The organism is Nonomuraea rosea, from assembly GCF_039539705.1.
In the GTDB taxonomy this organism is placed as follows: Bacteria; Actinomycetota; Actinomycetes; order Streptosporangiales; family Streptosporangiaceae; genus Nonomuraea; species Nonomuraea rosea.
This window is the reverse complement of sequence record NZ_BAABDQ010000071.1, coordinates 19,834-38,682: the sequence shown is the minus strand read 5'-3', so window position 1 is coordinate 38,682 and position 18,849 is coordinate 19,834. Positions and strand designations below refer to the sequence as shown.

The following is an 18,849-nucleotide window of genomic DNA, read 5'->3' as shown; positions in this document are numbered from 1 at the left end:
GCTTAGACAACACCTCAGCTACCGGGAGCCCGCTCCCGTTCACCGGTCAACGGCCCAATGATGACCGCACCTCGACACTCTCGTGACTTGAGCCTCGACACCAAAGTCCTTTGTCAGCAGGCTCTAACAGATGAGTGCCCCGGCGAACAGGTTAGAAGCAACGTGAGGTGCCCAACAGATTCCGGACAGTCGGCTACATAGGAGCCGCAGGAAAATTACTAGCTGGTTTGATCTCGGCGGCTGGCGTGTTGGGGCGGGCCTGTCATGGTGTGGGTATGGGCGATGGGCGAGATGGCTCGGCGACCTTGGCGGTGAAGTTTCGGCTGCTCTTTCCTCATCTGGACGAGCGTCAGCGGCGGCTGCTGATGGGGGCCGAAGCCCAGACGCGCGGGCATGGGGGAATCGAGGCGGTCGCCCGGGCTGCGGGGGTGAGCACAGGCACAGTCGCGCGAGGCTTACATGAACTTGCCGATGGCGCGCCGGTGCTGGGTCGGGTCCGTCGCGTAGGTGGGGGCCGAAAGCCGATCACCCAGACCGCACCGCTGGTACGTGCGGCGCTGCTGGCGCTGGTCGAGCCGGACATGCGCGGAGATCCGGACTCGCCGTTACGGTGGACGACCAAGTCGACCCGCCACCTGGCGGCCGAACTGACCCGTCAGGGGCATCGCATCAGCGCGGACACCGTGGCTGACCTGCTGCGAACAGAGCATTTCAGCCTGCAGGGCAACGCCAGAATCCGCGAAGGCAGGCGGCACCCCGATCGTGGCGCCCAGTTCCGCTACATCAACGAGCAGGCGCGGTCCTACCGGATCGGCGGAGATCCGGTGATCAGCGTCGACACCAAGAAGAAGGAACTGATCGGCGAGTTCGTCAACGCCGGCCGCGAGTGGCGGCCGACAGGAGAACCGACGCCGGTCAACGTCCACGATTTCCCCACCGATGCGGTGGGCGCAGCCATTCCGTACGGCGTCTACGATCTGGCCGCCAACGCCGGATGGGGCAGCGTGGGCACCGACCATGGGGGGCGCCGGCGATCAGGCTGGCCAGGCTGGCGGAGTTACGCGTGATGCTGGAGGAGATGGTGGCGACGGCCTCGGCGCAGACGATGGTCGCTGCGCGGGGTGAGGGGCGGGGGTTGCGTCGGATCAGCCGACAGTTGGGGATGTCGCACGAGCAGGTACGGCGGACGTTGGCTGGGACGTCGCCTGCGGGGCGCGCCTGAGTCTCGCCGGGAGATCGTAAACGCCTCGCCCTGTGAGGGCCGGGGCCGAACATCACGTTTCATGATCAATATCGCGGATTCGCTCTGACCGGACATCTCGAAGATCATCCGGATGTTACATTTTTGGCTGATAGCGGCCGGTGACCCGGCCTGGCCTTCGAGCGCCAGGAGTCTGTGATGCCGGTCAGCTTCCTCACCGAGGACCAGCGCAGCAGGTGGGGCAAGTTCAACGAGGTTCCCGGTCTCACCCAGCTGGGTGGGTTCTTTCATCTGGAGGTCGCTGACCGGCGGCGGGCGATGGCGGCCAACGGCGCCCGCAACCAGCTCGCCTATGCCGTCCAGCTCGGGACGGCCCGATTCTTGAACTGCGTCCCTGGTCGATCCGGAGGATGTGCCGACGGTGGTGGTCGACTACGTCCGCTGCGCATCCCCTGCCAGCAGTAATCTCATTCCATCGCCATCGCAATTGTCGAGCACCTCGGCCACCCTCGCCGAGCTGGCCACGGGCGGCGGCTTCATGGCCCAGCCTCGGCAGCGCGCCATTCCGTCGTGTGTGAGAAGGCGCATGGAGCGGACCGCGGCGCGGTCTGCTCATTGAGGTGATCCCACCAGGCACAACAGGCGTTTCGGTTTAATCGGAGCGCCTCAGCACCCAGACCTCCACCTCACTTGCGAAGGGTGGAGAGACCTCCGTGACCTCGATCGTGACCCTGGCCAGCGGTCTGGAACTGTCGCAAGAGGAGAAGCGCACCCACGAGCTGACGGCTGGGTTCAGCATCGAGTCCATGTTCACCCTCGGGCAAAAACTCGGATCGTCGAGCAGCAGCGGCATCCGCTGGACCGACTCAGTGACCCGCGCCTTCACCACCGTGGCGTCCCGCAGCCGGACCTTCACCGAGGGGCACACCAAGCATGCCGAGATCTCGGGGGAGATCCCCGCTGCGTCGCCTGGGCGAAGACAGTCTCTGTACGCGTATCCGGTAGTCGGGCTCTACGACATTCCAGTAGTCGTCTACGGCGGGGCCAACGATCTCGGACAGGCCACCACGCGCAAAACCGCCAGCGTCCCTGTTGTCTGGCTGCGTGGATGGGGGACCAAGGTGATCCTCACGTAAGAGGTCGTCAGCCCGATATTTCCCGCGCCTTCAACAGTTGTCAGCGATCACCATCACAACCGCCGAGACAAACGGCATAGCGCTTCCTGCCACGATATTTCGAGGGGACCCATAAGGACCCGGTACGAAGCGTCGACCAGGGCGGAATTCTCGATTGGCTACCAGGCGCCGAACGGTGCGAGGTTGGGCCCGATGCCGTGCCAGTCGTCGCCGCCATGGTCCGCGCTGTGGCCAAGATGGGCGCAGTACCACAAGACGATGTCCCGGCCGTTGGTGTCCTCGCCCGTCAGATGCGTGCTCAGGCCATCGGCGGCAGCGCTTCCCTGTCGGCCGTACAGGTCCTCCTCGCTCCGGTAGCGCAGCACCCACAGATCCGATGTGGAGAACGCGTCAGCCACGCCATCGTTGGGACCTGGCAGGACGAAATAGCCTCGGCTGCTGTCGAGGTCCATGACGGCCCAGCGGCGGTTGGACGAGGGCCATTTCCGGCGGGTGATCTCGGACGGCTTGGAGTGCCAGCCCGGGCCCCACCCAATGTCGGGTGTGTAGGTGTTGTACTCGAAGGCCAGGTCGCGGCCGGCGTTGTCGATGTCGAAGTCGAAACGCCAGTAAGCGTGGTGGCGATGGTCGTAGTTGCACTGCAGGCCCGCACTGTAGAGGCGCGGCATGATCCAGCCGTGTTCCCAGAAAACCCACCGATGCGTCAACCGATAGGCCCCGATGCGGTGATAGGACTCCACACCCAGCGCCCTGAAACCATTGCTGGTATAGGAGTAGACGCACACCCGCTGGTTGGGGCAGCGCGCGGTGGGCTGGGCGTTGTTGTAGTTGAGCGGATCCTTGTACGGCCCGCACGGCCCGTCATACTGGACCCGGAGCGACGGCAGGCTCGCCTTGTAGAAGACCTGGTGATCTCGGTAGCGCGCGCTGCGGATCACGATGCCCTCCTGGTCCGGGCTGTCGGCCAGCCGCCACTCCAGCCGCCACAGAGGTTCCTGCGCGCTCGGCCAGACGATGCTTCCCGCCTCACTCATCGCGTCCCACCACCCGTTTGGTGCCGAGGTCGACGATCACGCGAACCGCTGGCATCCGCTCGTCCTCGGGCCCGAAGCCGACATAGGCGCGGCGTTGGCGGTAATGCTCATCACCGTGCTCCACGGCACTGACCAGCAGCACGAATGCCTGGTATTCGGGCCGCAGCCGCCGGGCCACCCGCTCATCCGAGCGGGCGATCTCGGTCGCCCTGGCGATCTCCTCCTCCGCCAGCGGCGGCTGCTCGACGCTCTCCACCACCTCCAGCAGGCGCAGCTCGTGGTCGAAGCGCACCTCGTAGGACACGTCGTCGCTGTAGTTGTAGATGGACACGATGCCGTGCGCCGATGGCCTCTTGTCGTCGTGCCGCAGCGCGGCACCGATCACGACATGCCGCTTGCCCTCCAGCAGCCGCCTGAGCCGCTCGTCGCCGAACACCGTGGCGCGTAGCCGCTGCACCAGCTCGTTGCTCGTGGGCAGTTCCTTGCGCTCCGAGCCGAAGGGCTCCCATTCGTCGATGCCCGGGTCGTCAGGCGGCGGAAGATCACGGATGCGGGGTTCGACGATGGCGGGGAACTCGCGTAAGTCCCCGTATTCGGGCGGGCGGGGTAGCTGCCGGATCGGTGTGGTCATGTACCCAGGATGGCGACAGGGAATGAGGGGGCGCCTCCGGGAAATCCCTAGTGCTGAGGAGGACAGCATTACCGGGTTCGCCGGTCTCGTGCCCGAGGGAGGATGCGACCGGCTCGCGGGGCGGGGTAGCCGGGGTCGCTGATGTCCCACAGCCGCACCGAATCGTCGGCTCCGGCGCTGGTCAGCGTGCTGCCGTCCCGGCTGAACGCCACCGCGGTGACGTCGTCGTCGTGACCGTGCACCAGGGTGTTCAACGGCATGTACTGGGTAGCGAGCAGGCGGGTGCGGGTCTCGTCGGAGTGCTGTCGGCGGTGGGCCAGCAGGGTCAGCTGAGCGGACAGTGCCCCGTCAGGGCCGGAGGTCCGGTCTGCTTCGGACAGGACGCGCTCGTAGACGGCGGTGTCGCGTGGCCGTTCCGCCTCGCCACGCTGGATGAAGGCGTAGATCGCGGCAGTGATGGGGATCAGGGTCAGTGCGGACGGGGCGGCGGTGACGGCGGTCCGGCGGGGCAGCAGGCCCGACGCGGTCAGGAGCGCCCTTACCGCCGGGTGGAGCTCGTCCTCGGTACGGCATGGGCGGCTTCGGCCCAGCTCCCGGCGGCGTCCAGGCGGCTGCCCCGGTACAGCAGCGCGCTTGTCGCGGCCGGTACGGTTCGGCATCTCGGAGCGGAACGGTGACCCGAGGTTGGTGTCGCATCTTGTGATGGTTCCCGAATCGTTCCAGGTCACGGGGATGGCTGGACGCTCGAATCTCCAGCATTCACGATCTTGAAGTGGGGTGGCCGAGGTCCGGGAGTGGGGGACCTTAAAAGGCCTACACATCTAACTCCAGGACCGAGGATCAGATCGTGTTGCTGGCGAAGGAGGTCTTGGTGAAGGGGAAGGACGGCGGGTGTACCAGTTGCGGCGGCGGAAGCAGGACATCGTTGGCGAGCCCGGAGGAATACCGTGGCATGATCTACCTCCTTCTCCCTCTGCCTGCACGGCCTCCCGAACGTCACGCGCGTACTCCTCAGCGATGTCCTGATCCACTTCCGGAAAGCGATCAACGGATACCGCCCAGTCGCGTGACATCCGGAGAAACTCCAGCTCAGACCATGCGCGCGAGGTTTCTTGAGCAGCTATAGATATAAATTAGCAGCCCACCTACTAATCGATTATATTCTTAGAGGAGACCGCGAAACGGCGACCAGAGGGCATACAAAATAGCTTCTGCCGGAATTGCGTACTCCAACGACGCGAGTCAAGTGACGGGAGATAACCAACCATGGGCCTGGAATTGCTGATCGGATACGCGGTGGCCTACCTGGTGCGCAAATGGAAGCGTGTAGCCGGTCGGGCGGACGCTGAAGTCGATCATGCGCTGGACTCGGGGATGGACCGACTGCATGAGGTGGTACGGGCGAAACTAGGCGAAGATCCTGCGCTGGTCAGACTGGAGCGTGAAGCCGCACGAGGTGTCGAAAGTGAGCGCAGCGTGCAGCGCGTGCAACTGGCGATAGCCGACGCCGCCGAAGACGATACGACTTTCGCCGCCCAGTTGGAGCAGGCCGTTGCTCATCTGCGTGACCATGACCCCATCGGCACAGCAAGCGCCGGAGATCATGGTGTGGCGGTCAACCGCGACATGCATATCAAGGCCGACCGCGGCTCAGTGGCCGCAGGCGTCATCCATGGCTCGGTGCCACCACTACCTTCCTTCCCGCCGTCGCCACCCGGCGCGGAGCCGCCCAACCCTTCGCAGCCGGGTCCGGCTTCGGCCTGACCGTACCCGAAGATCCTCCAAGGCCCTCGACTGGGGCATATCCGCTGATCTACGCCGACCGCCGCGGAATCGCGATCGGTGCGCTTTATCAGCATCGGACGCCTGTGGCATCGCGGCCGGTGCGTCTGGCACCCCGGCCGGCCTTCCTTGCGGGCAGGGAAACGGCACTGATGGAGTTGCGCACCCGGTTGGCGGCCGAGGGCCGACCAGGACCGCAGATCGTCGTCCTCCATGGATTGGGAGGAATGGGCAAAACCAGCCTCGCTGTGGAGTACGCCCATCGCCACAGCCACACCTACGGGCTGATCTGGCAGCTAGCGGCCCAGGATCCCACGACATTGTCAGCGCAGTTGGGCGAGCTGGCGGTATTACTGGGAGTACGCGATCTGGTGGACGCCGCCGACCCGGTGACGCAGGTCCATGCGGCGCTGGCCGCACGTGCCGATTCTTGGCTGTTGATCATCGACAACGCCATCGACGCAGTGGCATTGCGAACGGTTCTACCCCCCGTGGGGCAGGGCCATGTCATCGTCACTAGTCGCTCAGCACATTGGCCTTCCATTCAGGGCTGGGAAGTCTCGGCCTTGGACGGGGACATAGCCGCTGACTTTCTCATCTCGCGTACCGCCTCGGATCGCGATGATCACGAGGCCGCGAGACGGGTCGCCGAGCAGTTGGGAGGATTGCCCCTGGCGCTCGAACAGGCGGCCGCCTACCTGAGCGCCACCGGCCGGACATTGGACGACTACCTGGGACTCCTCAATGATCAACGGGCGGAACTCCTCGCCCATGGCGATCCCACCGGATACGACCAGCGGGTCGCCTCCACTTGGTCGCTGACTCTCGATCAACTTCAGCACGCCACACCGATAGCGATCGCCCTGTTGCGCCTGCTTGCTTGCTACAGCCCTGACGATATTCCTATCGGGTTGCTACTTACCGGTCATCGGCAACCGGCACACCATCACCGCCCGCTGGGCCCCGATCAGGGCGAGGTCGTCCGGCGCCTGGCTCCGCTGTTCGACAGCCCCTTCGTCGTGGACGAGGCGGTCACCGCGCTAGGTCGCTACTCGCTGATCAGTCCACCAGTTCAAGGCTTGACATCGATCCACCGTCTCGTCCAGGCCATCACGCTGGATCACCTCTCTGCCGAGGGATCCTCCAACAGCGGTCCTGGCCGGTCCGGCCTTAGACTGTTGGAATGGCGCCGGGTGGCCGCCATGCTCCTGGAAACCAAGATCCCTCAGGATCCGGATCAACCTGCCTCCTGGCCCGCCTACGCTCGTCTCCTTCCCCACGCTCACGCCACTTTGGGGCTGGGCTCAAGTGGCATGCGGAAGATGCTCAGCTACCTGGAGGCCAGCGGCGACTACACCACCGCTCGCACCCTCTGTCGGCAAATCTATGATGCTACTCGGGAAATACACGGGACCGAGCATCCCGCCACGATAGCCTCTCGCGGCCTCTTGGCTGTCCTGACCGGACGCGCGGGAGATGCGATCAGCGCCCGCGAACAGTTCGCCGACCTGCTGCCCCTGGTCCGACGAGTCTCAGGATCTCAGCATCCGACCACATTGCACGTGTGGACGAATTTTGCTCACTGGACAGGGCTGGCGGGAGATGCGGTGGGAGCACGCGACGAGTTCGCCACGCTGTTGCCCCTCCAGCAAATGTCCGGGCCCGAGCACCCCGACACGTTGACCGTACGAACCGAACTGGCCTATTGGACAGGGCAAGCAGGAGACGTCGCTGGGGCCCGTGACCAGTTCGCAACGTTGTTGCCCGTACGGGAACGCGTACAGGGGCCCGAGCACCCCGACACGTTGACCGTACGAACCGAACTGGCCTATTGGACAGGACAAGCAGGAAACAGAGCCGGAGCCCGTGACCAGTTCGCTACGCTGCTACGCGTACGCGAGCGCGTATTCGGCCCCGAGCACCCCGACACGCTAACCGTACGCGCTCACCTGGCCTATTTCACCGGCTGGGCTGGTGATGCCGTTGCAGCCCGCAACCAGTACACCGCTCTCCTGCCGATACGCGAACGCGTACTCGGCCCCGAACACCCCGACACGCTAACCGTACGCGCTCACCTGGCCTATTTCACCGGCCGAGCGGGAGACGCGGCCCGAGCTCGCGACCAGTACGCCGCGCTGCTGCCGATACGAGAGCGCGTGCTCGGACCAAAGCACCCCGAAACCTTGGCAACCAGGGCGAATCTCGCGGCGTGGACAGAAAAGGCGGGGAACCCGTCCCGAATCCGCGACCGGCACGTCGCTCCGCCTTCCACCCATGAACATCCCCAGACTGCCCGGCCCGCCACGGCTGATCCGTCCCAGCCGATCGATCCGCCACACATTCCGGCAAGCGCCCGGCCGATCTCTTCAAGCACGGTTTCTCCTGGCTCCTCGAAAGCCAATGGCAGGCGGCCCAACAGGTGGCCCCTGGCCATCATGTGGTCACTGGCACTCGTCCTGGCCTCGGCGATCGCGGTCGGCGTTATCCATGCCCTGGGCTCTGGGCTGTCCCTCCCCGATACCGCACCGTCAGCGACAGCCAGCGACGATTCCACCTTCTTCACCGGTACCTGGGTAGGCACCCTGACCCGCCTGGACAGCGGGACCGTTTTCCCGGTGACGATCCCCATGACAAAAGCGGCGGAGAAGGGGACCGATGCGACCACCATCCGGTGGGGTGCCAAGTATCACTGCACCGCCACTCTCGCCATGAAAAAGGCCTCGGACAAAGAGCTCACACTGGGACTTGGCCGCGTCCGTGGCGATGGATGTAAGGGAGGTGTCATCGTATTGAGCAAGCAAAAGGATAATCAGGTGTCCGTCAGGGTCACGGATGCCGACGGCAGCGTCCGCATGTCCGGCGAAGCCAGTCGTTGACTCAATGCCCGATCCTGCGCCCTGCCGATAATGCCATCCACCCTGGCCATGGCCATGCAGGTCATCTCCTGGCGTGCACGGGCGATCTCCGGCCCTGGGGGAGCCAGGTATCCCCAGCTCCAGCTCAGCGTCCCATCGACCAGGATCTGGTTGATCGCTATTCCCGCAGCGACCGTCAGGGACGCCCCCACAAAGACGCGCCCAGCAGTCTTTAACGTTCGCAACGGCCGTCCTCCCAACACAGAAGAGAGTCGCAAGCTCCACTTAACCGCGTTGATCTTCCGCTCGCGTGGGCAGTCGCCAATCCGATATCTCAGGGATGATGAGAAACCTCAGGCCGCTTTCACACCACCTCTTCCAGACCAAGATTCTTGCTTCTGAGCGGTCGTCGTTGGCGGCGTTGCGATCAATTGGGTCGTCGCGGTCCTGGTCGAGGCAGCGGATGAAGGCGTACAGGTAAGGTCGGCCAGCAGTGCGGGCGCTGGCGATCCGCGGGTCGAGAAGGCTGGCGTTGGCCTCGTGTGGCCGGAGGAGGCCGGCGAAAGACGGCCCGGCCAGGTCGATCGTCTCGGAACAGGCAGGGCGGCGTTCGAGTGCTGTTGCCGGGCAGAAGCAGAGCATGGACGTTGGGACCAGTTTGGGACCACACGCTGTTCCTGGAGGGGCACAGCGCCCGGGTCGGCGAACATTGGGCTCGGTTTCATATGTGGTTTGACGTGCGGAAACGTCTACTCCAACGTTCTGGGGGTCAAGGGGTCGCAGGTCAAATCCTGTCGTCCCGACGGTTGGGCAAAGCCCGTCAATTGGAGTGTTCTCCAAGGTGACGGGCTTTCCTCGTTTCCAGCGGTCGATCATCCGCCGCCCTTGATCAACCGGAGCTGGGGACCACTTGGGGACCACCCGGGGCCTGGAGCACGCAGATGCGCACTCAGCGCCGTACCGGCGTCGGTGACTGCGCGCAGGTCCGGATGCAGGTAGCACTGCGTCGTCGTCAGCGACCCATGCCCGGCGATCTTGCGCAGGACATGGATCGGGACACCGGCATCGGCCATCCAGGTCAGGCCGGTGTGGCGTAGATCATGGCGGCGGAGGTGTTCGTAGCCCAGGGCGGCCACGACCTCGTCCCAGTGCGTGGCGTCTCTCAGAACGGCCGTGGTGATGCGGCCGCCCCTGGGACCGGTGAACAGCCGCGCGGCCGGCTCCTCGCCGGTGGCCTCCATCCGTCTCAGGACCAGCTCCCGCACCTCGGCGATGATCGGCACCTTGCGGGCTCGCTTGCCCTTGGTTCCCTTGTCCACGAGGCCGCCGGGGCTCGGTGTGGTCTGCCTGCGCAGGGTCCAGGTCCACGTGCCTGTGTCGATGTCGCCCGTGCGGACCCCGGACACCTCGCCGATGCGCGCCGCCGTGCACGCGGCGAAGATCACGATGTCGCCCCAGCCCGGGTAGGCGCCGGTCGAGCGCGCCACGAGCGTACGGGCCAGCCGTTCCAGCGCCGCCCAGTCCGGCAACGCCAGCGTTCGCGGGTCGTCCAGCTCGTCCTCAGCCTTCTTGAACTCCCGCTGCCAGCCGGTGACCCTGGCCGGGTTGCGGTCGATGATGCCGTCCCGTACGGCCTGCTCCATGACCCGGACCAGGATGGCCAGGCTGTTCTTGACCGTGGATCGAGTGCATTCGTCGGCGATCCAGCCGTGGACCGTACGATCGACCGCGCCGTTGGTGATCATGCGGACGGGCAGGTGCCCCAGGCTGGGTTCGACGCGCTTACGCCACCCGGCGAGGTAGGGGTCGAGGGTTTTGGCCTCCAGGCCGCGGACGGCCAGATGCATGATCCGCCGGCCGTATTCGCCGAGGGTCATGGTCGCGGTGTTGGGATCGACGCCGCCACGTGCGGCGCTCTCCAACTCGGCGACCCATGTCGCGGCGGCTTCCTTGGTGGCCAGGGCCACCGACTTGGATCGCCGTTTGCCCGTGGCTGGATCGAACCATCGCACACGCGCGCGGTAGAGGTTGCTGCCCGCGCGTACTTCGATGTCAGCGGCGAGCGCGATGCCGACGGGGGGTAGTTCGGGCCGCGCCATCAGGCCACCTCGCGGGGGTCGATGCGGTGCTCGGCCAGCCAGTGCTGGAGGTCGTGGGTGCTGTAGAGGGTCAACCGGGCCGTCAGCCGGACGAACGGCGGCCCTTGAGGCGGCTGGGCGGTACGCCAGCGGCGGATGGTTGACGGATCGACTTTGAGAATGGCTGCGACTTCCTCGGTCGTGCGCCAGATGCACTCTGACGCGTCGTTCTTGGGCGAGTTTTCGGGCAGGGTCAGGTCAGCGTTCGATGGCACAGGTCCTTTGCTCCGACCCTCCGCCCAGGCGCTACGGCGTGAATCCGCGCATGGGAAGGAAGCCGATGAGCGGCTACTGGCGACCGCGTTCGGCGGACGTGCTGGTGCTCCTGATCCAGGCGTACCTGACGTACGTCCCCTGCCTCCTGGAACACGTCGGCAGGGCCTGGTGAGTCACCACCGGATCCCGGCCGAGGTGCCCGGCCCGGCGGCCGGGCACCGCTCATCGGGTCACTTGACGATGATCTGATGGGTGGCCTGGGCCGGTCCGGTCCCGCCGTCCCCCGCATAGCTCACTAGGTAGCTGTACCTGCCGGCGTTGGCGGGCGTGTCGGTGAACGTGTACGTGCCGTCGGCGTTCACCCTCACCGGTGGGAGCTTGACGGTCTTACCGCTGGCGCCCTTGACGTACAGGGTGAGCGTGGACCTCGGAGAGGGCGGCCTGCCGCCCGCTGTCAGGATGCCGCTCAGCTCCACGGCCGTGCCGGGGACGCCGGACTGCGGCCCTGTCAGGGTGAGCGTGGCTTGGCGCTTGACCGTCACGGTGACGGAGGCGCTGCTGCGGCGGTGGCCGTCGTCGCCGTCCCAGAACACCAAGTAGATCACCTCGCCGACGTACGGCGGCAGCTCGAAGACGGGCGTGTCCTGGAAGGTGAACGTGCCGTCCTGCCGCGTCGTTACGCCGGTGATCGGCAGTTTCGTCCAGCCGGGCAGGTACTGGATCACTGTGAGCGGCTTGAGCCCGAGCGCCTCGCCATCGGCGCGGGTGAGCCGCCCCTCGACGGTGATCGGCGCGCCGGCGTACGCGTCCGCGGGGGCCGTCACCGTGAGCTTGGTGGCCGGTAGCGCGACGCCCGTCACCCGCCACAGCAGCAGCCGGTCCGTGGAACTGCGCAGCAGCGCGAAGACGTCCGTGCCGGAGAAGGCGACGCCGTCCGGGAGCAGTTCGGCGTCCGGCTGGTCGGCCGTGAACAGCTCCGCGCCCGTCGCGGCGTCGTAGAGGGTGAGGTCGGTGCTGCCCCACTGGCGTCCGGCCGCGACGTACGCGCCGTCCGAGCCGAGCGCCACGGCGGACGGGTACCCGTCCCAGCCGTCGCCGTAGGTGCCGGTCGCCGCCAGGGTCCTGGTGTCGTACCTGGTGAAGTGACCGGGGGTGTCGGCCGCGCTGAACAGAGTGCCGCCGTCGGAGCTCAGGGTGAGGTCGCGCAGGGAGTCGATGCGCCACTCCTCGCCGTCGATCGTGCCGCGCAGCGCGGGGGCGCCCTCGCCGAGGTCATAGACCAGCATGTCGGCGTGGTGCAGGGCGGTCTGGCCGACCACGAGCGTGTCGCCGGCGGCCGCGAGCACGGGGGGCCGCAGGTGCTCGCCCCCGACCGCCAGGGGCGCCGGGGCGCTCGCGCTGAGATCCAGGCCGACGACGCCGCCGGGGCCGTTGTCGCATCCGTGCCCCACCCACAACCGCTCGCCCAGCAACGCCAGGGTGGACGGGCAGGGGTGGGCCGACAGGTCGATCCGGCGGGTGACGGCGAGGCTCGCGGTGTCGATCTCGGCGACCTCGTTCGGGCCGGTGAGAGCCGCGTACAGGCGGGTGCCGTCCGCGTTCACGGCCAGCTCTTGGAGGCCGGGCAGGCCGGTGACGACGCCGCCGGTGAGGTTTCCGTCGGTGTCGGCCACGATGATGCGGTCGCCGGCGGGAACGAACACCCGGCCGCCGCCGACGGCTAGGTCGGCAGTGTAGGAGTCAGTGACCCCGAGGTCGGTGGTGGTGGCGGCCGCCGAGGCGGCGGGGGCCGTGACGGTGATCAGGCCGGTGATCAGGCCGGCGGCGCCGCAGTAAGCGACTAATCGGCGAACCAGGGATGGGGACACGAGAGCCTCCTGCCGGGACGGGAACATGCGTTCTAATAACGTCTCACGGGTGCTCCCACGTCAAGATCATCTGGTCGCGCGACACCAAACCGTGATCAAGCACCCTCCGGCGTTCGAGACCGGGACGATTGTCGGTGCCCGCTGACATAGTCGTCGCCATGACGATTCCCCTCACGTGGGTCCGCGCCGTCCGCGGCCACGAGCTGGCGCTGGACGGTGTGGAGCCCGAAGCGGGTTCCGGCATCGTCCTGTCGCTGCGCCATGGTCGCCGGGGTGAACATCCCCACCCCGGCCATCACTGTCCACTGTCTTTCCGTTGGCGGGCCTTCGTCATGTCCGTGCAGCGCGGCCCGTTCCCGGCGTTCGTGATCGGCGGCGGAGAACTGCCAGGCCACCGCAGCGGTCGAGGAGACCTCCACGATCGAGTCCAGACCGAACCCGATCAGCGCCGCCGAAGAGGCGATGGTGCCGGCGGTGATGGCGACCGCCGCTTCGATCATGTTGTAGGTGATGGTGGCGGCGACCAGCAGTTGGATGCGGCGTTGCAGTAACGTACGCCGGGCCGGGGTGGTCAGGTTCAGCGTGGTCACGACACCGCCCCTCCTTCGACGTGGTCGGTGCTCCGTTCGCCGAGGTGCGCCAGGTCGTGGTCGAGCTCGGCCGCCAGGTTCCTGGCGCCGCCGACCGGCTGGGTGCCGTGGGCGGGACACAGCGTCACGGCGTGGCTGGTGGCGGCCAGCAGGTGCTCCGCCGAGCCCAGCAGGTCCATCAGCTCGGGACGGATCAGGGAGTAGAAGGACTGGCGTCCTTCGGCGCGGTAGTCGATTAGGCCGCAGTCGCGCAGGCAGGCCAGGTGCTTGGACACCGTGGACTGGGCCAGTCCGAGCTGGGTGGTCAGGTCCGCCACCCGGGCCTCGCCGCGGGCCGGCCGGGCCACGATACGCAGCCGGGTCTCATCGGCCAGGGAGTGAAACAGCGCCGCCGCCAGACCCGACTGGCCGATGAGTACCGTCTGGTGACCGACTCCGAATGGCTCGGGTTCGAAGGACACTTCGACCAGCGCGAAGTCGAGCTCGGAGGATGCCCGACCCTACGGGACCCCTTGCCAGCATGAACACGCTTGTTTCTCTGAACTTCGCTTGGATGCCAGTCAGTTGAGGCGACCTGATCACTGGGGACTGGTCAAGGCAGGAGCGATCGGGTCGCCGGTCCAGGTGACCAGCCGCTCACGAACCGGGCCATGAGCCAGGTAGCCGACCAGGGTTTCCAGATGGGCTGTCAGGTTCTTGTGCCGCCTCAGCTCGCGAATCTGCTCGATGGGAAGGTCGCGCCAGCCCTTGGCGAGACCGGCGGCCTCGCGGGCGATGGCGGCCTTGCCCAGGCCGCGGCGCAGGGGGAAGTCGTCGAGCGCGGCCAGGGCGTTGTTGACGTAGCGCACCGAGCGTTTGGGGTCGGCCTCGCGCAGCAAATAGAGGCGGTAGTCACGCACTGAGGCGCCCGGCCAGTTCCGGGCACGGGCGTCGGTGGCGGGTCGCTCGGTCAGCCACGCCAGGTACATCCGCACCCGGGAGGCGGAGGTGCGGCGGGTGTCGGCCGCCAGCAGCACTTGTTCCAGCGAGGCGGTGTAGTCGGCGAGCAGGTGCTCGTAGGCGGCGGGTAGCGGGGTGGAGCGGGCGCCCCGCCGTCTCGGCTCGACGGAGTCCGTGTTCTCGGAAGTTTCTTGACAATCGTCACGTTGATCAGGTCGCCGGGCGGCGCCCATGGACCCATGGCTGGCCGATACCGCGTTACTCCTCGACGGGGATGGGCTGGAGGCAGTCGCGCATGCGGCTGGTGGACAGGCGGACCTGAAGTGGTCGACCTGTGGGCGACCAGGCGGGCCGGCCCGTACGGAAAGGCAGTGTTCTTGGTGTGTTCGTCCAGGGCTCTGGTCCGGTCTTCCGGATCGGACCAGCGTCGCATTGATAGGGGGCGAGGACGACCTCCGCGCACCTCCGCAGGACGGTCCTGTGGAAAGGCGCGGTGATGCCGTTCAATCGTGCGTGCCGGAAATGAAAGTCGAGTCGATGCTGCCATCGGTCAACAGTTGTTGCAGCGCACGCCGCATGGTCTCGGAGTCGTTGAGGCGCGGGAACGGCTCGCCGGCGGGGGCGTCGACGCCCAGGAACCGGCAGAGCGGCTCCCAGCCCTCGCGGACGTCGAACACCAGGAGGCGATCCGCGGGCAGGCTCTTCTGGACAACGGCCACGTGACGGTGGAACGCCGCTACCGCGATCTCTTCGTCGGGCATGCCCCGCTGGAAGTCCCAGGTGTCGCCGAAGGTGGACTCTCCGATGAGATCGAGAACCGGGCGGAGCCTCTCCATCGTCCTGAGTACCGCGGCCCCCGCTTCGGGCAGATCCGGCGGCACGTCCCGGCGGGTGGCGATCAGAGCCTGCATGCTGACATACCAGCGATGCGGATCGCGGACGGTCAGGACGATTTTCGCGTCCGGGTAGGCCTCCGCCTGCTCGCGCCAGAAGAAACTGGCCGGCCAGTCCTGGGCGGATCGGTAGCCGTCGAGCACGCTGTCCCAGTCCAGCGGCAGGCCGGAGACGGCGGGCAGCCACCGGTCGACGTGGTCGGGATTGCTCCCGATCTCGGCCATGTGGTAGCAGGGACCGAATCCCAGCCTTTCCAGCGCGGCCTTCATCGATCTGGTTCCGGTACGCGGGAATCCCGCGCCGATCACGTGTAACACGTCAGCCTCCTGCTGCTGCGGCCGCGGCGTTCACCTTTCGGCAGACGTTGACCGTGGCCTTGGCGTAATTGTCGGACCAGTAGTAGGGCAGCCGCACTTGTTGATGTAGAGCTGCCTGCCTGTACGTACAAGATCACGAGAAGCGGCGCCGTGTGATGATCGAGGTGCGTACGGTCATCAGTGCCTCGATCGCGCGCTTGTATTTGCTGCGGTCAGCCGCTCAGCTCGGTGCGGCGGGAGCGGGCCAGAGCCAGCCCGCCGAGGGCCGCGCCGACCAGGCCAAGCGCCAGGGCCAAGGCCGCCCCGAATACTCCGTTGCCGGTGCCGAGACCACCGTCGGCGACAGCCAGTTTCACCGCGCCGTTGAGTCCGCCGGTCAGCCCCGCCACCAGGGCCACGATGGCTCCCCTTCTCCCGCCGTCGCCGATACGACGGACGGAGCGCAGCGCCAGCCAGCCGATGACCACGCCGCCCAGCGCCACCAGTGCGGCCACACTGGCCCAGATTCGCTCAGGGGTCCCGAGGAAAGTACCGAAGCCCTGGCCCGCGCATTCTGCCGGCGTTGTACAGATTGGCGAGGCCGCGTGTGCGGCAAGCACAAACAGGACAGACATCGAGGATCCTTTCGGTCGAATGACGGGCGCCCACAGCGTGTGCAGTTGCGGTGACTGGCCTATGCCGGCCGAGGTGGTGCCGGTGACGAGCGCGAGCGCCTGGGAGGGGTTTCACGGAATGGATGATCGCGCCGTCGAGGCAGTCGCGGCCTCCCGACAGCGGATGGCAGCGGCTACGCAGTTCCGCGCAGACGACTCCTGCCCCGGGCGTGCTCGTCGGTGCGGTGATCAGCCGGTTCGGGGGCGCGGTGATGCGGTGGCGCGGCGGGAGCGGGCCAGAGCCAGCCCACCGACAACCGTGGCGACCAGCCCCACCACGAGGGCCACGTAGCCTCCGACTATGCCGTAGCCGGTGCCGGGACCGCCGTCGGCGGCGGCCACGACCAGTCCGCCGATGACCATGCCGGCCAGCCCCGCTGCCAGGGCCACGACGGCACCCCTTCGCCCAGAGCCGGTGCCGATGCGACCGGCCGCGCGGGCCAGAGCCAGCCCACCGATGGCCACGCCGGCCAGCCCGAGCAGCGCGGCCACCGCGGACCACAGACGCCCGGCGGTCAGGGCGTAGGCACTGACAGGGTCCGGCTGGGTCAAGACGTGCGCGGCCGCCGGTGTGGCAAGCCCACAGATGGCGAGCGGGACGGTTACGGCGGCGGCAAGCAGGTGACGCACGGACATGCGGTGCTCCTTCTTTCCTGCGACTGGATGTCGTCTGAGCATGTCCGCTGGACCCACCGCGGGTCGTCCCGCCTACGAGGGCAATGTGTGATGCCGCCGATGCGGCAGCCTGCTGCCGCCGACGCGGCAGGAGCGGCAAAGGTACTGCGGGTGCGGTAGCCGGCCGATCGTCTCTGCGAAGGAGTCGCTCGCGCGGGCATCGGGCTAGGGTGCGCGCATGTTGCGTCCTGGAACATGACGTGCCGGCCGCGGTGAGCAGGATCGTCTACCGGATCGTTCAGGAGTCGCTCACCAACGTCGCCCGGCATGCCGCCGCCGCGACGGCGTCGGTTCGGATCGAGTGCCGTCCGGACGCTCTGGCGATCCGCATCGATGACGACGGCAAGGCCACGCCTGGCAGCGCCCCGGTGCCCGGCGTCGGGCTGCTGGGGATGCGCGAACGGGTCACCGCCCTCGGCGGTCGCCTGCGCGCCGAGCCACGCGGCGAGGGAGGCTTCACCGTCCAGGCCGAACTCCCGTGGACCGGACGTCATGATCCGGGTCCTGCTGGTCGACGACCAGCCGCTCCTGCGCAGCGGATTTCGCGCGCTGCTCGACCTCGAAGACGACATCGAGGTGGTGGCCGAGGCCGCCGACGGTGAGGAGGGCCTGGCGCTGGTCAAGGAACATCGGTACAGCCGTTGGCACTGAGAACGATCATGGTCCGATCGGCGCGGTGCACGGCGGGATGGCGGTCATGCGCAGGGCCGGATACGCCCTGGGCTGGTCCGCGGACGACGGCGAGTCGCTGACCGGGCAGCTCCGGGCCGCGGTCAGCGGTCTCGGCAAGCTGATGGGCACCCCTGAGCCGGCCTGATCTCCCAAGGTCACCCGGCCGCTCTCCGCGCCGGCGCGGGAGTTTCGTGACCACCGGAACCCGCGTCAACGCGGTCAGTGCCTGAGGTCAGGAGGCCAGCTCATCGCGGATGACGGTGATCAGGGTTCGCTGCAAGGGTGACAGGCGTTTGTCGGTGCGCCAGACGACGAAGACCGGCAGGCGCGGCCGGGCGTCGGCGATCTGGATCTCCTGGAGCGAGCCTGCGGCCAGGTCGGCGGCGACCGAGGCGCGGAAGAGCAGCGCGACACCGAGACCGGCGCGGACGGCGTGCTTGATCGCTTCGGGGTGGCCGAACTCGATGACCACTTCGCGGTCGGTGATGCCGAGCTGCGCGAGCTCCATGTCCTCGATGTCTCGCCGGATGGAGCCACGCGGCGTGGAGACGAAGGGCAGCCGGCTCAGCTCGCTCACCGAGACGCAGTCGTCTGCGACGTCGGGTGCGCCGGTGAGTACGAGATCTTGGTGGCCGACGAGTTCGCCGGTGAGACCGCGTCCGTAGGGGATCCGCGGGGCGATGGGCACGGCCAGGTCGCACAGTCCGGAGGTGACGGCCTCCCAGATCTGGTTCGGGTCGAACACGTGTGCCGCGATTCTGGCGTCGGGATGGGAGAGGGCGAAGTCGGTGAGGATCGGTGGCAGCAGGTAGCTGCCGACGGTCATGCTGGTGGCGATCGCCGCGGCTCCCGTGGTGCCGCCGGTGAGGCCGGTGAGCTCGCGTTCGAGTTCGTTGCTGCGGCGCAGCGTGTCGCGGGACCATCGATAGGCGGCGTGGCCGGCGTCGGTGAGCTCCAGGCGCTGCCCCACGCGGTGGAAGAGCGCAACGCCCAGCCGCTCCTCCAGCGAGCGGATGTGCCCGCTCACCACGGGCTGCGAGACGTAGAGGTGGGCGGCGGCGCGCCCGACGCCTGCTTGCTCCACGACGGCGCAGAAGACCTCGAGCTTGTGCAGCGAGACGCGGTTGTCGATAGCCATTTGGCTATGAGTATCGCAGGAATTTCGTCTTTGCCGCTGCGATGCATGCTCTTCTAGCCTGCCTTATGTGCGCCTTCGCTTCACATATGAGATTTTCCTCGACTGGAGGC

At 67.2% G+C, this 18,849-nt stretch carries 18 protein-coding genes and 3 pseudogenes; 8 read left to right on the top strand and 13 right to left on the bottom strand.

Going from position 1 to position 18,849, the window contains the following annotated elements:
* Nucleotides 1–275 precede the first annotated feature (275 nt).
* The 3 genes and pseudogenes from ABEA43_RS65180 to ABEA43_RS65170 all read left to right on the top strand — a co-directional run.
* A pseudogene (locus tag ABEA43_RS65180) lies at nucleotides 276–1,019 on the top strand (ISAzo13 family transposase); the annotation flags it as partial.
* A gap of 380 nt (nucleotides 1,020–1,399) precedes the next feature.
* Nucleotides 1,400–1,666 carry a DUF4158 domain-containing protein gene (locus tag ABEA43_RS65175; RefSeq protein ID WP_345580114.1) on the top strand — a complete coding sequence of 89 codons (267 nt, stop codon included), beginning with the start codon at nucleotides 1,400–1,402 and terminating at the stop codon, nucleotides 1,664–1,666.
* 248 nt (nucleotides 1,667–1,914) lie between these two features.
* Nucleotides 1,915–2,337, top strand: a complete 423-nt coding sequence (locus ABEA43_RS65170) for a hypothetical protein (protein WP_345580111.1) — start codon at nucleotides 1,915–1,917, stop codon at nucleotides 2,335–2,337.
* 158 nt (nucleotides 2,338–2,495) lie between these two features.
* On the opposite strand, the gene ABEA43_RS65165 is transcribed toward ABEA43_RS65170, so the two are convergent.
* The 3 genes from ABEA43_RS65165 to ABEA43_RS65155 form a co-directional block, all read right to left on the bottom strand.
* The gene (locus ABEA43_RS65165) at nucleotides 2,496–3,371 is read right to left on the bottom strand and encodes a hypothetical protein (protein WP_345580108.1); all 876 of its coding nucleotides are present in this window, start codon (nucleotides 3,369–3,371) and stop codon (nucleotides 2,496–2,498) included.
* A complete protein-coding gene (locus tag ABEA43_RS65160) occupies nucleotides 3,364–4,002 on the bottom strand; it encodes a hypothetical protein (protein WP_345580105.1) in 639 nt (212 codons plus the stop codon). The genes ABEA43_RS65165 and ABEA43_RS65160 overlap by 8 nt, the downstream gene beginning before the upstream one ends.
* A gap of 68 nt (nucleotides 4,003–4,070) precedes the next feature.
* Nucleotides 4,071–4,661, bottom strand: coding sequence for a WD40 repeat domain-containing protein (locus ABEA43_RS65155; protein WP_345580102.1), 591 nt, complete (start codon nucleotides 4,659–4,661; stop codon nucleotides 4,071–4,073).
* Nucleotides 4,662–5,268: 607 nt separating this feature from the next.
* Here ABEA43_RS65155 and ABEA43_RS65150 point away from each other — a divergent pair.
* Both ABEA43_RS65150 and ABEA43_RS65145 read left to right on the top strand, forming a co-directional pair.
* Nucleotides 5,269–5,766, top strand: a complete 498-nt coding sequence (locus ABEA43_RS65150) for a hypothetical protein (RefSeq protein ID WP_345580099.1) — start codon at nucleotides 5,269–5,271, stop codon at nucleotides 5,764–5,766.
* Between the two features lie 170 nt (nucleotides 5,767–5,936).
* The gene (locus ABEA43_RS65145) at nucleotides 5,937–8,660 is read left to right on the top strand and encodes a tetratricopeptide repeat protein (protein WP_345580095.1); all 2,724 of its coding nucleotides are present in this window, start codon (nucleotides 5,937–5,939) and stop codon (nucleotides 8,658–8,660) included.
* An 851-nt stretch (nucleotides 8,661–9,511) separates the two neighbouring features.
* Here the strand turns inward: ABEA43_RS65145 and ABEA43_RS65140 are convergent.
* The 9 genes from ABEA43_RS65140 to ABEA43_RS65100 form a co-directional block, all read right to left on the bottom strand.
* Nucleotides 9,512–10,738 carry a tyrosine-type recombinase/integrase gene (locus tag ABEA43_RS65140; RefSeq protein WP_345580092.1) on the bottom strand — a complete coding sequence of 409 codons (1,227 nt, stop codon included), beginning with the start codon at nucleotides 10,736–10,738 and terminating at the stop codon, nucleotides 9,512–9,514.
* Nucleotides 10,738–10,992, bottom strand: a complete 255-nt coding sequence (locus ABEA43_RS65135; protein ID WP_345580089.1) for a helix-turn-helix transcriptional regulator — start codon at nucleotides 10,990–10,992, stop codon at nucleotides 10,738–10,740. The genes ABEA43_RS65140 and ABEA43_RS65135 overlap by 1 nt, the downstream gene beginning before the upstream one ends.
* Nucleotides 10,993–11,223: 231 nt before the next feature.
* Entirely contained in the window at nucleotides 11,224–12,861 is a 1,638-nt protein-coding gene (locus ABEA43_RS65130; RefSeq protein WP_345580086.1) for a hypothetical protein, read from the bottom strand.
* A gap of 95 nt (nucleotides 12,862–12,956) precedes the next feature.
* The gene (locus ABEA43_RS68570) at nucleotides 12,957–13,451 is read right to left on the bottom strand and encodes a hypothetical protein (protein WP_425570742.1); all 495 of its coding nucleotides are present in this window, start codon (nucleotides 13,449–13,451) and stop codon (nucleotides 12,957–12,959) included.
* Nucleotides 13,448–13,864 (bottom strand): ArsR/SmtB family transcription factor, encoded by a 417-nt coding sequence (locus ABEA43_RS65120; protein ID WP_345580117.1) that lies wholly within the window; start codon nucleotides 13,862–13,864, stop codon nucleotides 13,448–13,450. Before ABEA43_RS65120 ends, ABEA43_RS68570 begins: the two co-directional genes overlap by 4 nt.
* Nucleotides 13,865–14,029: 165 nt before the next feature.
* Entirely contained in the window at nucleotides 14,030–14,623 is a 594-nt protein-coding gene (locus tag ABEA43_RS65115) for a hypothetical protein (RefSeq protein ID WP_345580083.1), read from the bottom strand.
* Between the two features lie 270 nt (nucleotides 14,624–14,893).
* On the bottom strand, nucleotides 14,894–15,592 hold the full coding sequence (locus ABEA43_RS65110) for a sulfotransferase family protein (RefSeq protein WP_345580080.1): 699 nt from the start codon (nucleotides 15,590–15,592) through the stop codon (nucleotides 14,894–14,896).
* Nucleotides 15,593–15,813: 221 nt separating this feature from the next.
* Complete coding sequence (locus ABEA43_RS65105) at nucleotides 15,814–16,215, bottom strand: DUF6223 family protein (protein WP_345580077.1); 402 nt, start codon at nucleotides 16,213–16,215, stop codon at nucleotides 15,814–15,816.
* A 228-nt stretch (nucleotides 16,216–16,443) separates the two neighbouring features.
* Nucleotides 16,444–16,890: a DUF6223 family protein gene (locus ABEA43_RS65100; protein WP_345580074.1), complete on the bottom strand. Its 447-nt coding sequence runs from the start codon at nucleotides 16,888–16,890 to the stop codon at nucleotides 16,444–16,446.
* An 83-nt stretch (nucleotides 16,891–16,973) separates the two neighbouring features.
* Here ABEA43_RS65100 and ABEA43_RS65095 point away from each other — a divergent pair.
* The 3 genes and pseudogenes from ABEA43_RS65095 to ABEA43_RS65085 all read left to right on the top strand — a co-directional run.
* Nucleotides 16,974–17,399 (top strand): annotated as a pseudogene (locus ABEA43_RS65095) (sensor histidine kinase); the annotation flags it as partial.
* Between the two features lie 22 nt (nucleotides 17,400–17,421).
* Nucleotides 17,422–17,562: pseudogene (locus ABEA43_RS65090) on the top strand (response regulator transcription factor); the annotation flags it as partial.
* Nucleotides 17,563–17,605: 43 nt separating this feature from the next.
* Nucleotides 17,606–17,746 carry a hypothetical protein gene (locus tag ABEA43_RS65085; protein ID WP_345580071.1) on the top strand — a complete coding sequence of 47 codons (141 nt, stop codon included), beginning with the start codon at nucleotides 17,606–17,608 and terminating at the stop codon, nucleotides 17,744–17,746.
* Nucleotides 17,747–17,833: 87 nt separating this feature from the next.
* Here ABEA43_RS65085 and ABEA43_RS65080 read toward each other — a convergent pair whose 3' ends face one another.
* Nucleotides 17,834–18,739, bottom strand: a complete 906-nt coding sequence (locus ABEA43_RS65080; RefSeq protein ID WP_345580068.1) for a LysR family transcriptional regulator — start codon at nucleotides 18,737–18,739, stop codon at nucleotides 17,834–17,836.
* Nucleotides 18,740–18,849: the final 110 nt, after the last annotated feature.

Coding starts and splice junctions, on each gene's coding strand:
- ABEA43_RS65115 (WP_345580083.1), bottom strand. CDS start 14,623: ATGGGCGCCGCCCGGCGACCTGATCAACGTGACGATTGTCAAGAAACT.
- ABEA43_RS65165 (WP_345580108.1), bottom strand. CDS start 3,371: ATGAGTGAGGCGGGAAGCATCGTCTGGCCGAGCGCGCAGGAACCTCTG.
- ABEA43_RS65145 (WP_345580095.1), top strand. CDS start 5,937: ATGGAGTTGCGCACCCGGTTGGCGGCCGAGGGCCGACCAGGACCGCAG.
- ABEA43_RS65155 (WP_345580102.1), bottom strand. CDS start 4,661: ATGCCGAACCGTACCGGCCGCGACAAGCGCGCTGCTGTACCGGGGCAG.
- ABEA43_RS65100 (WP_345580074.1), bottom strand. CDS start 16,890: ATGTCCGTGCGTCACCTGCTTGCCGCCGCCGTAACCGTCCCGCTCGCC.
- ABEA43_RS65150 (WP_345580099.1), top strand. CDS start 5,269: ATGGGCCTGGAATTGCTGATCGGATACGCGGTGGCCTACCTGGTGCGC.
- ABEA43_RS65160 (WP_345580105.1), bottom strand. CDS start 4,002: ATGACCACACCGATCCGGCAGCTACCCCGCCCGCCCGAATACGGGGAC.
- ABEA43_RS65175 (WP_345580114.1), top strand. CDS start 1,400: ATGCCGGTCAGCTTCCTCACCGAGGACCAGCGCAGCAGGTGGGGCAAG.
- ABEA43_RS65140 (WP_345580092.1), bottom strand. CDS start 10,738: ATGGCGCGGCCCGAACTACCCCCCGTCGGCATCGCGCTCGCCGCTGAC.
- ABEA43_RS65105 (WP_345580077.1), bottom strand. CDS start 16,215: ATGTCTGTCCTGTTTGTGCTTGCCGCACACGCGGCCTCGCCAATCTGT.
- ABEA43_RS65080 (WP_345580068.1), bottom strand. CDS start 18,739: ATGGCTATCGACAACCGCGTCTCGCTGCACAAGCTCGAGGTCTTCTGC.